The organism is Gordonia sesuvii (genome assembly GCF_036350415.1).
Taxonomy (GTDB): Bacteria; Actinomycetota; Actinomycetes; order Mycobacteriales; family Mycobacteriaceae; genus Gordonia; species Gordonia sesuvii.
The window spans coordinates 357454-371671 of the sequence record NZ_JAZDUF010000003.1 but is presented as its reverse complement, the minus strand read 5'-3'; the positions used below and the strand labels follow the sequence as shown (position 1 = coordinate 371671).

The following is a 14218-nucleotide window of genomic DNA, read 5'->3' as shown; positions in this document are numbered from 1 at the left end:
CTCTGGAGTTGGGGCATCGGGCGACGACGGATACGGCGTTGCGTGAGGATCTGGATTCTGCGGTGATCGGTCTGGACCCGGATGGGGCTGCGGAGAACCGTGAGGACATCTCAGATGTCTACGCGAATGTGGTGCTCAGCAAGGAATCGTTCGGGCACATGAATCTCGAGGCGTGTATCCCGGCGGAGTCTGGAGTGTTTCTGCAGGCGCGGATCGCCGGGTTGATCGCTGAGCGGGTGTGTCGGGCCGATGGTCGTCGGGTCGGGCAGCAGCGGGTGATCGCGCTGGCCGAGTTGATCGGTGTGCCCGGTGCCGAACTGCGCTGCGGGTGCGGTGTGGACGGATGCCGGGCCGGGCGGTCCGACACCCGCAGCGCCGAGATCCGGAGACCAGACCTCACCACCGACTTCCCGACCGACGCTGACCGCACCACCCTCCCCGAGGGCGCTGTGAACGTGTCAGGCGCAGAGGACCAGACCCCAGAGGACCAGACCGGAGAAGACGAGACCCCAGAGGACGAGACGGCAGAAGGCCAGACTGCACCCACTGTGCCGGCCGACGCCTCGATAGACCTCGATGGCGATTCCGAGGACGTATGCGCCGATGAGGATCTCGAGGTCGACCGTACGGGCGCATCGGCATCAACCCCGTTCACGATCGGCGCGACCGATCCGCGCTACAACCTATCGCCCGGAATCAGTCGGTCATGTGCCCTGATCGCCAGGTCCGACGCCCGCGCACCACCGACCGCACATCACGACCGTCAGCGGTCACCCACGCTGTTCGTCCGCTGTGCACGGCGTCGCGCGACTCGGTCCACCCAGAAGCGCGCACCGTCGACGACGGACTCGCTCACCGGTGAAGGGCTCCAACCCAATTCGCGGACCGCTTTGGTGTGGTCCATTGGTGACATGATGTGCATCAGCCGGACCGAGGCGACCGTCAACTGACGAGGTCGCCCGGTCAGTCGTGTCAGCACCGAGCCCACCGCTCCGATGGCATACAGCACTCGACGGTGGAGTACGAGCCGCGGTGGCCGGCGACCCGCGGCGTCGGCGGCGATCGCGACGATTTCGCCTAGATCGACGGACCTTTCGGCGACGATGTACCGCTCACCGGGGCGACCGCGCTCAGCTGCGAGAACCAGCGCCCGCGCGGCATCGTCGACACCGACGGACTCGGATCGACACCCGCGGACCGTGAACGGCAGTTTGCCCAGCGCGGCCCCGGCAACGAATGAACCGTGCGGTGTCGGCTGCCAGTCGCCCGCACCGTAGGTGTTCGCCACACAGATCGCCATCGCGGGCAATCCTCGGGAGCGAGCGTAGTCGAGCACCTGCTCCTCCCCGGCCACACGTGAACGCACATAATCGGGCGCCCGGTCGGACCAGTTGAACGCGTCGCCCTCATCGGCGAGCCGCCCGGACACCAGACCGATCGTCGCGGCCGAGCTGGTGAACACGAAGGCGCGCAGATCAACCGACACGGCCACATCCAGCACCGCGCGCAGCGCGTCGACGTTGGTCCGAAACAGCGGGGTGGAATCGGTCAGCCATGCCCGCGTGTCCACAGCGCAGTAGAACACCACATCGCAGCCATCCATCGCGGCCGCAACCGACTCCGCGTCGAACAGCTCACCGACTGCTCGTTCGACATCGAGATCATCGATGGACTTCGTATCGCTGGTCGGGCGGACGAGTACACGCACCGATTCCCCCGACTCCACGAGTTGACGCACCAGACGGGAGCCGAGAAAGCCGGTGGCGCCGATGACCAGCTTCACCCCAGGGCACCGGGAACGAGGTCGTCGATCGCTGCTGCGCTGCGCTCCAGCATGACACGGAACATCCGATCACCGCGCTCCGTCGGAATCGCCGCACCACAGCCGAACACGATGATCATCGGCGCCTGGATCAGCGAGTCGACATAGTCGGCCCAGCACTCCTCAGACGAGTAGCCGGTCACACCCTTCTCCACGAGTGCCTTATGGTAGGCGCCGACGATGTCGCGCTCATGCTCACGCCGATCAGCAATCGAAAGGCTCGTCGACAGCAGGAAGGCAATGTCGCGCAGCGGGTTTCCGACGGTGATCGTCTGCCAGTCGACGACAGTGACCGTGTCGCCGGGGCCGAAGAGGACGTTGTCGATACGGAGATCGCTGTGAATCACGGCGAACGTTGATGGCTTCCGCTCCAACCAGGGACCGGCCTCGGCCACCAGCCAGTCGATGGCCGCCGCCTCTCGTCGGCCGAGGTCGAATCGGGAGCGGAAGGCCTCGGCCATCGGCTCGAGGACCGAGTCCATCAGCAAGCGGTCGTCGTGACCCGGTAGCGCGAGTCCACGCATGTCGAACAGGCTCTCGTCACACCAACGTGGGGCGTGCAGGCCGGCTGCGGCAACCGCGACGGCACGAGCTTCCTGCGGTGTGCATCCAGCGATCTGATCGCCCTGCACAGCGGGCGCCATGTCCTGCAGCAGGAGGACGAACTCGGTGGCGTCCGTGGATATCTCGGCGGCATGACACGCCGGCACCGGAACATCGAGAGTCGGAGCGAGGTCGCGGTAGAACATCACCTCGTTGCGGAACACCCCGGACGCGAACTGGCGTTGAGACGCATCGCCGACCGCGATCTTGGCGACCATCGTGGGTGGCAGACCGTCACCATCGTCGTACGTCGGAGTGAGGCGAAACGAGCCGGCCATCTGCCCTGACCCGACCGGCTCATGACGAACGGACAGAACCCGACGTCCGGTGAGACCGAGCAGGTCGGACAACATCTCCGGACTCAGGTGGTCCGGATCGGTCGGCAGAGCTGAGCGGCCGGTCCCATCCGCCGTGGACGCCGTCACGCCGGTCAGACCGTCGCAGTGTCGGCGGCGACACGGTAGTGCGTCGACCTCGCGTCCCTGGTCCACAGTGTTCCGTCGCCCGCGACGGCGCCTTCCTTCTTCAGTTCCCGCTTCAGGATCTTGTTGGTCGCCGTGGTCGGCAGGTCGTCGGCTATCCGGACGAACCGTGGCCAGGCCTTGGGGGACAAATCCGACTGCGCGGCGAGCTGTTCCGCGAACGACTCGGGTGTGAGGGTGGCATCATCCTGGAGCACGACCGCGGCCATCACCGCGTCGCCGACGTGTTCGTCCGGTACGGCATAGACGGCCGTGCGATTGATCTCGGGTATCCGTAGCAGTATCCGTTCGATCGGCCCCGCGGCCATGTTCTCGCCGTCGACCCGCATCCAGTCGCCGGTCCGGCCGGCGAGATAGATCCAGTCGTCGGCGTCCTTGTACGCGAGATCGCCCGACCAGTACTTGCCGTGGCGCATCCGTTCGCTGGTGGCGTCGGCATCGTTGTAGTAGCCCATGAACATGCCGGCTCCGTCGACGTTGACCAGCTCACCGATCGCCTCGTCGGCGTTCGTGAGTGCGCCGTTCTCGTCGAACTCCGCCCGTGGGCATTCGGTCAGGGTGTCGGAGTTGTACACGGCCACATTGGGAAAGCCCTTGCCGATCGAACCTTCCGGCGTTCCCGGCTCGCGGGTGATGATGATCGCGAGTTCGGTGGACCCGAAACCGTCCCAGACGGTGCAGTCGAACCGCCTGGAGAAATCGTCGATGTCACGGTCGGTGGCCTCGTTGCCGAAGGCGACACGGAGCGGATTGTCCGCGTCGTCGGGCTTCTCCTCGGTGGCGAGAATGTAGGCGAGCGGCTTGCCGACATAGTTCATGTAGGTGGCCTTGTACCGACGGATGTCGTCGAGAAAAGTCGATGCCGAGAACTTCGCCGGTGCCATCGCCGCGCCACCGCACAAGGCCACGCAATATCCGCCCATCAGCGCGGCGGAGTGGAACAGCGGCATCGACAGGTAGCAGACGTCGCCGGGGCCGACGTTGTACTTGTCCGCCAGTACCGGACCGGCGAACGGGATCATCATGTGCGCGAACTGCACCGGCTTGGGATTACCGCTCGTTCCGGAGGTGAAGATCAGCATGTACGTGTCCATCGCGGTCGGTTCGCTCAGCGGCACCAGATCGCCGGCGTCTGCGAGGAGTTCGGCCCACTCCGGCGACGACATGTCGAACACGAGGACGCCGGGCAGGTCCAGCCCGTCGAGCAGGTGCCGGTGCTCGGCATCGGTGATCAGGACCTGACAGTCCGCACGCAGGATGTCGGCGGCCAATCCCTCGCCGCGGCGTGTGTTGTTGACGCCGACGGTGACATAGCCGCCGAGCGCGCCGGCCGCGAGCGCGACCAGCATGCCCGGCGTGTTGCCGAGCAGGGCTCCGACGTGTGCGGGCCGCGACCGGTCGATCACGCCGATGACCGCGGCGGCCACACCCGAGGAGGCACTGATGTACTCCCGCCACGTCCACTCGTCACCGTTGTAGGTGATCGCGGGATTGTCGTCGTTCGCGCGCTCACGGAGGAGCTGTGTCACGGTCTCAGCCACGAGCCCAACTGTAGAACGTGTTCTCGTTTCGTGTGTACAGATTCTGAGAAATGTCTACTGGCGCGTGATGCCGACCACTCGGAGGTGGGTGCTTGGATTGATATGCGGTGCCGTGCTGCGCCGCCCCGCCCTGGCTGTGAGAGACGCCCTACTTGTGAGAGAAGTACCCATGGTTGCCGACTCGAACTGGATCCACCGCGAACCGCCGAACGACCCGGTGAGCGGGTTCGGTATCGGCAACGTCGCGGTCGCGGGCCGCGGGCGCGTGGTCGCCGAGCAACAACTCGGACCGCTCTTCGCCGATCACCGCGGACGCATCGACCTCGCGGCGCTCGCGGTGTTGTTCGACCACCTGGGCGGATTGCCGTACTTCCGGTCCGGACCGACTACCACCCCGTGCGTGCAGGCGCGGCTGTCGATGGCCATGCAGGGCCACGTCGGGATCGACGACCGGATCACGGCCACCGCCGACCTGATGATGCGCGACGACAGCTTCGGTTCCACCCGTGTCGACATCGCCACCTCCACCGGCCATGTGTGCTGCACCGGGACCGCGCGGAACGTGGCCGTGGGACGCAGCTACGACGAGGCCCCGTCCAAGGCGCCCGGACTCGGCCCGACCCCGAGCTCGGCGTACACACACGGCGTCGACCTCCCTCCCGCGATCGACCCGCACCTGTCGGGCCGGGAGATCATCGAGCAGATCGCGAGCGGAGCACTGGCGGCCGGACCCATCGTCGATCTGCTCAACGGCCGGGTCGCGCTGACCGACCACGACCGGGCCGCCGGGGTGCAGTTCACGGTCACGACCGAACCGTGGATGGGGAACCTCTTCGGCACCATGCATGGCGGGGTGATCGCATCGGTGGCGGCGCAGGCGTGCTCGTTCGCGGGACAGGCCAACGCCGCTGCCGGGGTGGACTACCAACTCGGGGATCTGGCCATCGGGTTCCTCCGGTCGCCGGCCGTGCGCGGCACCGACGTCGTCGTCGAGGTGGTGCCGATCAAGGTCGGTCGTCGGATCGCGTCCTTCGAGGCGACCATGCGAGCGCAGGACGGTCTGCTGCTGAGCACCGCGACCGCGGACGTCGTCTACCGCTGACCGCAGGGTTCCGTCGGCGACTTTCGGGGTTCTGTCGGCGAGATCTGGGGTTCTGTCGGCGAAAAACAATCATGCGTGCTTGATTTTTCTGAGGCCCTGTGTGACGCTGGTCGCATGTCATTGGTGGACAGGCTCGTCGCCGATCTGACCGAAGAATCCCGTGAGCTCGATGGTCTCGTCGCCGGGCTGGACGACGCGTCGTGGGCGCGCCAGACGCCGGCGGAGGGGTGGACCATCGCCCATCAGATCGCCCATCTGTCGTGGACCGACGAGGTGGCCTCGATCGCCGCCACCGATCCCGAGGGCTTCGCGAAGGTCATCGAGGAGGGGGCGCACAACCCCGAGGGCTTTGTGGACGAGGCGGCCGAGAAGCGTTCCGCGGCACCGCCGGCGCAGATCCTCGACGACTGGCGCACGGCCCGGGCCGCGCTGGCCGATGCGCTGCGCACCGTGCCCGACGGTGTGAAGATCCCGTGGTTCGGACCGCCCATGTCGGCGGCGTCCATGGCGACGGCCCGGCTGATGGAGACCTGGGCGCACGGGCTCGACGTCGCCGACACGCTGGGGGTCACCCGTGTCGACACGGACCGGATCCGTGGTGTCGTGCACATCGGGGTCCGCACCCGCGATTTCGCCTATGCGGTCAACGGCCTCACTCCACCGTCCGCGCCGTTCCGCTACGAGATCACCGCGCCGTCGGGTGAATTGTGGACCTGGGGTCCCGAGGACGCGACCGACATCGTGCGCGGACCGGCCGGTGACTTCTGCCAGTTGGTGACCCAGCGTCGGCCGCTCGACGACCTCGACCTCGACATCGTCGGCGCCGAGGCGCACCGGTGGTCACGCATCGCCCAGGCGTTCGCCGGCCCACCCGGCACCGGCCGGGCGACGACGAGCGCCGGATCGGAGGCCTGACGTCATGGCCGACACCACAGGCCGGATGATCCGCATCGGCAACGCCTCGGGCTTCTACGGCGACCGGTTCGCTGCCGTCCGCGAGATGCTCGACGGCGGTGACCTCGACTATCTCACCGGCGATTACCTCGCCGAGTTGACCATGCTGATCCTGGGGCGCGACCGCATGAAGGACCCGAAGTCCGGATATGCCAAGACATTCCTGCGTCAGATGGAGGACTGCCTCGGCCTCGCGATCGACAAGGGTGTCCGGATCGTCGCCAACGCGGGAGGCCTGAACCCACACGGCCTCGCCGTCGCGCTACGCGAACTCGCGGACAGTCTCGGTGTCGACGCCGCCATCGCGTTCGTCGACGGAGACGACCTCACGGACCGGGCCGCCGACCTCGGGCTCGGCAATCCACTCACGGCCAACGCGTACCTCGGCGGGTTCGGGATCAAGGCCGCGCTCGACGCCGGCGCCGACGTCGTCGTGACCGGCCGCGTCACCGACGCCTCCCTCACGGTCGGACCCGCCGCCAGTGAATTCGGTTGGGGATACCAGGATCTCGACGCCCTCGCGGGTGCGGTGGTGGCCGGCCACATCATCGAATGCGGCGCACAGGCCACCGGCGGCAACTACTCGTTCTTCACCGAGTTGCCGCGGATGGGTCATCTCGGCTTCCCCATCGCCGAGGTCGGGCCCGACGGATCGTCGGTGATCACCAAGCATCCCGGCACCGGCGGTGCGGTCACGGTCGGCACGGTCACCGCCCAGTTGTTGTACGAGGTCAGCGGACCACGCTATCTGGGGCCCGACGTGACGACCCGACTCGACACCATCGCGTTGTCACAGGAGGCCGACGATCGGGTGCGGGTGAGCGGAGTGCGCGGCGAGGCTCCACCCGCCACGACCAAGGTGTCGCTGAATCACCTTGCGGGGGTGCGCAACGAGATCACCCTCATCCTCACCGGACTCGACATCGACGCGAAGGCCGAGCTGTTCCGCGAGCAGTTCACCGCGGCACTGCCGACCCAGCCGGCCGAGATGGACTGGGACCTCTCTCGTCTCGACCGCACCGATGCGACCACCGAGGAGCAGGCGAGCGCGTTGCTGCGCTGCGTGGTGCGCGATCCGGACGCCAAGAAGGTCGGCCGACCGTTCTCGGCGGCGGCGGTCGAGCTCGCGCTGGCCAGCTACCCGGGCTTCACCATGACCGCGCCACCCGGCAACGGCGCACCCTACGGCGTCTTCGAACCCGGATACGTCGCAGCCGAGGTCGTCGACCACCGGGTTGCGTTGCCGTCGGGAGTCGTCGAACGTATCGCACCGAGCCCGCTCCGCGGCGACGTGTCCGTCGACGCTCAAGAGCCGCCCGCGCAACTGCCGCCCGACTGGGGTCCAACCGCGTCGTTGCCGCTGGGAACGCTCGCCGGAGCACGCAGCGGTGACAAGGGCGGCAACGCGAACATCGGTGTCTGGGTGCGAGATCCGGCACATTTCGCGTGGCTCGATCACACTCTCGACGTCGACCTCCTCAAACAACTGCTTCCCGAGGTCGCCGAGCTCACCGTCCGCCGCTACCGCCTGCCCAACCTGAACGCCGTCAACTTCGTCATCGAGGGAGTGCTCGGTCGAGGCGTCGCGGAGAACGTGCGCTTCGACCCGCAGGCCAAGGGAATGGGGGAGTGGCTGCGGTCGCGTCCCGTGCCGATCCCGGTGGCATTCACACAGCAGAGTCAGGAGAATCAGTGACGATCACCAGCCCGGTGTGGGAGACCCCGGAGCGGCGGCAACTGCGCGCCACGGTCGCAGGGTTCGTCGAGCGGCACGTGCTGCCCCACCAGGACGAGTGGGAACGCGACGGTCTGCTGCCACGCGAACTGCACCGCGAGGCAGCGAAACTCGGGCTCTTCGGCCTCGGGATACCCGAGGAGGTCGGCGGGTCCGGCGGTGACCTGGTCGACGCGTCGATCCTCGGCGAGGAGTTCCACCAGGCGGGGGCCGCGGCCGGCGTGTTCGCTTCGCTGTTCACCCACGGCATCGCCCTCCCGCATCTCATCGCCGCCGGAGACCCCGAGCAGATCGACCGATGGGTGCGCCCGACGCTGGCCGGTGAGAAGATCGGCAGCCTCGCGATCACCGAGCCCGACGGCGGCAGCGACGTCGGCCACCTCCGCACCACGGCGGTACGCGACGGCGACCACTACATCGTCAACGGCGCCAAGACCTACATCACCTCCGCCGTCCGCGCCGACTTCATCACCACGGCGGTCCGCACCGGCGGACCGGGGGCCTCGGGGGTGTCGCTGCTCGTCATCGAGACGGACACGCCCGGATTCGCCGTCACCCGCAAGCTCGACAAGATGGGCTGGCGCAGCTCGGACACCGCGGAACTCTCCTTCACCGACGTCCGGGTACCGATCACCAACCTGGTCGGTGCGGAGAACTCCGGATTCGCACAGATTGCAGCCGGTTTCGTCTCGGAGCGGGCAGGGCTGGCGGTCCAGGCATACGCCAGTGCCCAGCGCTGCCTCGATCTGACGCTCGCCTGGGCGCGCGACCGGGAGACCTTCGGGAAGCCGCTGATCGCTCGCCAGTCCGTCCAGGACACGGTGACCGAGATGGCGCGCCGCATCGACGTCGCCCGCACCTATACCCGGGCCGTCGTCGAGCGCAAGGTGAGCTCCGACGACGACCTCATCGCCGAGGTGTGCTTCGCCAAGAACACCGCAGTCGAGACGGGGGAGTGGGTCGCGAACACAGCGGTTCAACTATTCGGCGGACTCGGCTACATGACCGGCACCGAGGTCGAACGCCAGTACCGCGACATGCGCATCCTCGGTATCGGTGGTGGCACCACCGAGATCCTCACCGGCCTCGCCGCCAAACGATTGGGGTACCAGCAGTGACCGCACTACGCTCCACACTCGACCCGGCCGGGGAGGAATTCGCCTCCGCGAGCGCGGCGATGACCGAGAAGCTCGGCGAGTTGCAGAACGAGTTCGACAAGGCGCTCGCCGGCGGCGGCGAGAAGTATGTCGCACGGCATCGCAAGCGCGGCAAGATGATCCCGCGCGAACGCATCGAGCTGCTGATCGACGAGGACTCGGCGTTCCTCGAGCTCTGTCCACTCGCCGGCTACGGCTCCGACTTCCAGGTCGGCGCATCGGTCGTCACCGGCATCGGGGTCGTCGAGGGCGTCGAATGCATGATCGTCGCCAACGACCCGACCGTTCGTGGCGGCACCTCCAATCCGTGGACGCTGCGCAAGATCCTGCGCTGCAACGACATCGCACTGGCCAACCGGCTGCCCGTCATCTCGCTGGTGGAATCCGGCGGCGCGGACCTGCCGACCCAGAAAGAGGTGTTCATCCCTGGTGGGCGGATGTTCCGCGACCTCACCCGGCTGTCCGCGGCGGGCATCCCGACGATCGCGCTGGTCTTCGGCAACTCCACCGCCGGTGGCGCCTACGTCCCCGGCATGAGCGATCACGTCGTGATGATCGAGAACGCCTCCAAGGTGTTCCTCGGCGGCCCGCCGCTGGTCAAGATGGCAACCGGCGAGGACAGCGACGACGAATCCCTCGGCGGCGCCCAGATGCACGCTCGCCAGTCCGGTCTCGCCGACCACTACGCGGCCGACGAACAGGACGCCATCCGCATCGGCCGGCGCATCGTGTCGCGACTGAACTGGCACAAGCAGGGGCCGGCACCCGCGACCGAGGTTCGCGAACCCCGCCACGACCCGGAAGAATTGCTCGGCATCGTGCCGTCGGATCTGAAGATCCCGTTCAACCCGCGTGATGTGATCGCCCGCATCGTCGACGACAGTGATTTCGACGAGTTCAAACCCGAGTACGGCAGCTCGTTGTGCACCGGATGGGCACGCCTGCACGGCTATCCGATCGGCATCCTCGCCAACGCGCAGGGTGTGCTGTTCAGCCAGGAAGCGCAGAAGGCGACCCAGTTCATCCAGCACGCCAACCGCAGCAACACCCCACTGCTGTTCCTGCACAACACGACCGGCTACATGGTGGGCAAGGAGTACGAGCAGAACGGCATCATCAAACACGGCTCGATGATGATCAACGCGGTCTCCAACTCGACCGTTCCGCACATCTCCGTGCTGATGGGTGCCAGCTACGGCGCCGGTCACTACGGCATGTGCGGACGCGCCTACGACCCGCGGTTCCTGTTCGCCTGGCCGAGTGCCAAGTCGGCGGTGATGGGTGCCGCCCAACTCGCCGGTGTCATCTCCATCGTGTCGCGGGCGGCCACCGAGGCCCGCGGCGGCACGGTCGACGAGGCCGCCGACGCCGCCATGAAGCAGATGATCGAGGGGCAGATCGAGGCCGAGTCGGTTCCGGCGTTCTTGTCGGGGATGCTCTACGACGACGGTGTCATCGATCCTCGGGACACCAGAACGGTTCTCGGGCTCTGTCTTTCCGCGATCCACAGTGCCCCGGTGCAGGGCACGTCCAACTTCGGCGTCTTCCGGATGTGAGGCCCATGATGACCGACACCCCCACCCGAGAAATCAACCCCACCCCAGAGATCACCTCCGTGCTCGTCGCCAACCGCGGCGAGATCGCTTGCCGTGTGTTCACCACCGCGCGGGCGATGGGCATGCGGACCGTCGCGGTGTTCTCCGACCCCGACGCCGCGGCACCCCATGTGCGCATGGCCGATGCCGCGGTCCGCCTGCCGGGCGCCACTTCCGCGGAGACCTATTTGCGTGGTGATCTCGTCATCGCCGCCGCACACGCCGCCGGCGCCGACGCCATCCACCCCGGATACGGCTTCCTCTCCGAGAACGCCGAGTTCGCGCAGGCGGTGATCGACGCCGGACTGACCTGGATCGGGCCGCCCGCGTCGGCGATCTCCGCCATGGGCTCCAAGGTCAACGCCAAGAAGCTGATGGCCGACGCCGGGGTACCGGTCCTCGGCGACCTCGACCCGGCCGCCGTGACCGCCGACGACCTGCCGCTGCTGATCAAGGCGTCGGCAGGTGGCGGTGGCCGTGGGATGCGGATCGTCCGTACGCTCGATGAACTGTCCGACGCGGTGGCGGCTGCGGCGCGCGAGGCGGAGTCGGCGTTCGGTGATCCGACCGTGTTCTGTGAGCCGTACGTCGAGCGGGGCCATCACATCGAGGTCCAGGTCATGGCCGACACCCACGGTGAGGTGTGGGCGGTCGGCGAACGTGAGTGTTCCATCCAGCGGCGGCACCAGAAGGTCGTCGAAGAAGCACCGGCGCCACTGGTGGAACGCATCGGCGGCGATCTGCGGGCGCAGCTGTTCGCCGCCGCACGGTCCGCGGTCTCGGCGATCGGGTACACCGGAGCCGGGACGGTCGAGTTCCTCGCCGACGAGACCGGACGGTTCTTCTTCTTGGAGACCAACACCCGCCTGCAGGTCGAGCATCCGGTGACCGAACTGACCACCGGTACCGATCTCGTGGAGTGGCAGCTCCGGGTGGCGATGGGCGAGCGGCTCGCCCCCGAGGCCCCGGCGGCGACCGGGCACTCGATCGAGGTGCGGCTCTACGCCGAGGATCCGGCCGCCGACTGGCAGCCGCAGTCGGGCACCGTGCATGGCATCGCCGTGGACTCCGACGCCGTGTTCGGCCCGCTGGCACGTCCCGGAATCCGGGTCGACTCCGGCATCGAGAGTGGTAGCGAGATCTCGACCTTCTACGACCCGATGCTCGCGAAGGTCATCAGCTGGGCGCCGGACCGGCGGCGGGCGGCGGCGATGCTGGCGCGGGCGTTGGCCGACGCCACCATCCACGGCCCGGTCACCAATCGGGACATGCTCGTCAACACATTGCGCAATCCGCAGTTCCTGGCCGGCGACACCGACACCGGATTCATCGACGCAATCGGCTTGGACGTGTTGTCGATGCCCCTGGCGACCGACGACGACGTCCGGGTCGCCGCGAGCGCTGCTGCCCTGGCCGATGCCGAGCAGGCGCGTCGGGATGCGCGGGTGCAACGTGGGTTGCCCTCGGGGTGGCGCAATCTGGCGTCCGCTCACCGCGTTCGCCGCTACCTCGACACGCGGACCGACAGCGAGATCGAGGTCCGGTACCGCCACGACCGCGACGGCGTGCAGTTGCCGGATCTCCCCGAGTGCACGGTCGTCGCGGTGACCGCAGGCCTGGTCACCGTCGACGTCGGCGGTGTGCGCCGCACGTTGCGGGTGTCGCGGTACGCCGACCTCGTCGTCGTCGACGGTCCGGATGCCACGGTGGCCTTGCGTCGGGTCCCGCGGTTCGTCGACCCGTCGGCGATCGCCCGTCCCGGGTCGTTGCTGGCGCCGATGCCGGGTTCGGTGATCCGGATCGCGGTCGCCGAGGGTGAACGCGTCACCGCCGGACAACCACTCCTGTGGCTCGAGGCGATGAAGATGGAGCACACCATCTCGGCACCCGCCGATGGTGTGGTCGCCACCCTCTCCGTGCAGGCCGGCCAGCAACTGTCCGTAGGCGACGTCCTCGCGGTGATCACCGCCGACGACACCGAGAACACCGACACCACCAACGATTCCACCACCGCTCAGCAAGAGGAGACTTCTCGATGACCGACACGATCGACGACACCGCGCCCAACCCCTTCATCGAGACCCCGGAACGCGCGGCCTTGCGCGCGTCGGTGGCGGCGTTCGCTGCGAAGTACGGACAGGACTACTTCCGGGAGTGCGCTCGCGAAGGTCGCAAGACCGACGAGATGTGGCTGGAGGCAGGCAAACTCGGGTTCATCGGCGTCAACCTGCCGGAGGAGTACGGCGGTGGTGGGGCCGGGATGTACGAGCTGTCGATCGTCATGGAGGAGATCGCCGCCGTCGGTGCCGGTCTGCTCATGCTCGTCGTGTCGCCGGCCATCTGCGGAAACATCATCGCGCGCTTCGGCACCGACGAACAGAAGGACCGGTGGATTCCCGGCCTCGCCGACGGCACCATCACCATGGCGTTCGGGATCACCGAACCAGATGCCGGGTCCAATTCCCACCAGATCACCACCACTGCCCGGCGCGACGGCGACGAGTGGCTGCTGACCGGACGCAAGGTCTACATCTCGGGTGTCGACCAGGCCGAGGCGGTCCTCATCGTCGCTCGTACCGAGGACGCGAAGACCGGAAAACTCAAGCCCGCCTTGTTCATCGTGCCGACCGATGCGCCCAACTTCGAGTACACGATGATCGACATGGAACTGCAGAACCCGGAGAAGCAGTTCCAGCTCTTCCTCGACGACGTGCGGCTTCCGGCCGACGCGCTCGTCGGGTCGGAGGATGCCGCGCTCAGCCAGTTGTTCGCGGGACTCAACCCGGAACGGATCATGGCAGCCGCATCGGCGGTCGGCATGGGCCGTTTCGCGCTCGGCAAGGCCGTCTCCTACGTCAACGACCGCACCGTGTGGAAGACGCCGATCGGTGCCCACCAGGCCATCGCACACCCGCTGGCGGAGGGCAAGGTGCAGATCGAGATGGCCAAGCTGATGATGCAGAAGGCTGCCACCCTGTACGACGCCGGCGACGACTGGGGTGCGGCAGAGCCCGCCAACATGGCCAAGTACGCGGCCGCGGAGGCGTGCGTGAAGATCGTCGACCATGCCGTGCATTCCATGGGCGGCAACGGATTGACCACCGAGTACGGCCTGGCGCCGATGCTGGCGCTGGCGCGTATCGCACGCATCGCTCCGGTCAGCCGGGAGATGATCCTGAACTTCGTCGCCCAGACCAGTCTCGGGCTGCCCAAGTCCTACTGAGGTG

Annotated in this window: 10 protein-coding genes; 7 read left to right on the top strand and 3 right to left on the bottom strand. The window is 67.5% G+C overall.

Annotation, left to right across the window (positions count from 1 at the left end; all coding sequences use genetic code 11):
- Positions 1 to 763: 763 nt before the first annotated feature.
- The 3 genes from VZC37_RS12530 to fadD1 all read right to left on the bottom strand — a co-directional run bounded on the left by VZC37_RS12530 (position 764) and on the right by fadD1 (position 4448).
- Positions 764 to 1783, bottom strand: coding sequence for an NAD-dependent epimerase/dehydratase family protein (locus tag VZC37_RS12530; protein WP_330432850.1), 1020 nt, complete (start codon positions 1781 to 1783; stop codon positions 764 to 766).
- On the bottom strand, positions 1780 to 2778 hold the full coding sequence (locus VZC37_RS12525; RefSeq protein ID WP_330433140.1) for a phosphotransferase: 999 nt from the start codon (positions 2776 to 2778) through the stop codon (positions 1780 to 1782). Before VZC37_RS12525 ends, VZC37_RS12530 begins: the two co-directional genes overlap by 4 nt.
- 77 nt (positions 2779 to 2855) lie before the next feature.
- Positions 2856 to 4448 carry a fatty-acid--CoA ligase FadD1 gene (gene fadD1, locus VZC37_RS12520; RefSeq protein WP_330432849.1) on the bottom strand — a complete coding sequence of 531 codons (1593 nt, stop codon included), beginning with the start codon at positions 4446 to 4448 and terminating at the stop codon, positions 2856 to 2858.
- A 169-nt stretch (positions 4449 to 4617) separates the two neighbouring features.
- Here fadD1 and VZC37_RS12515 point away from each other — a divergent pair, with 169 nt between their 5' ends.
- The 7 genes from VZC37_RS12515 (at position 4618) to VZC37_RS12485 (ending at position 14214) form a co-directional block, all read left to right on the top strand.
- Entirely contained in the window at positions 4618 to 5550 is a 933-nt protein-coding gene (locus VZC37_RS12515) for a hotdog domain-containing protein (RefSeq protein ID WP_330432848.1), read from the top strand.
- A gap of 114 nt (positions 5551 to 5664) precedes the next feature.
- Positions 5665 to 6465, top strand: coding sequence for a TIGR03084 family metal-binding protein (locus VZC37_RS12510; RefSeq protein WP_330432847.1), 801 nt, complete (start codon positions 5665 to 5667; stop codon positions 6463 to 6465).
- Positions 6466 to 6469: 4 nt separating this feature from the next.
- On the top strand, positions 6470 to 8200 hold the full coding sequence (locus tag VZC37_RS12505; protein WP_330432846.1) for an acyclic terpene utilization AtuA family protein: 1731 nt from the start codon (positions 6470 to 6472) through the stop codon (positions 8198 to 8200).
- A complete protein-coding gene (locus VZC37_RS12500) occupies positions 8197 to 9357 on the top strand; it encodes an acyl-CoA dehydrogenase family protein (RefSeq protein ID WP_330432845.1) in 1161 nt (386 codons plus the stop codon). Before VZC37_RS12505 ends, VZC37_RS12500 begins: the two co-directional genes overlap by 4 nt.
- Positions 9354 to 10952 carry an acyl-CoA carboxylase subunit beta gene (locus VZC37_RS12495; protein ID WP_330432844.1) on the top strand — a complete coding sequence of 533 codons (1599 nt, stop codon included), beginning with the start codon at positions 9354 to 9356 and terminating at the stop codon, positions 10950 to 10952. Before VZC37_RS12500 ends, VZC37_RS12495 begins: the two co-directional genes overlap by 4 nt.
- An 8-nt stretch (positions 10953 to 10960) precedes the next feature.
- The gene (locus VZC37_RS12490) at positions 10961 to 13030 is read left to right on the top strand and encodes an acetyl/propionyl/methylcrotonyl-CoA carboxylase subunit alpha (RefSeq protein WP_330433139.1); all 2070 of its coding nucleotides are present in this window, start codon (positions 10961 to 10963) and stop codon (positions 13028 to 13030) included.
- On the top strand, positions 13027 to 14214 hold the full coding sequence (locus VZC37_RS12485) for an acyl-CoA dehydrogenase family protein (RefSeq protein ID WP_330432842.1): 1188 nt from the start codon (positions 13027 to 13029) through the stop codon (positions 14212 to 14214). The genes VZC37_RS12490 and VZC37_RS12485 overlap by 4 nt, the downstream gene beginning before the upstream one ends.
- The last annotated feature ends 4 nt before the right edge of the window (positions 14215 to 14218 follow it).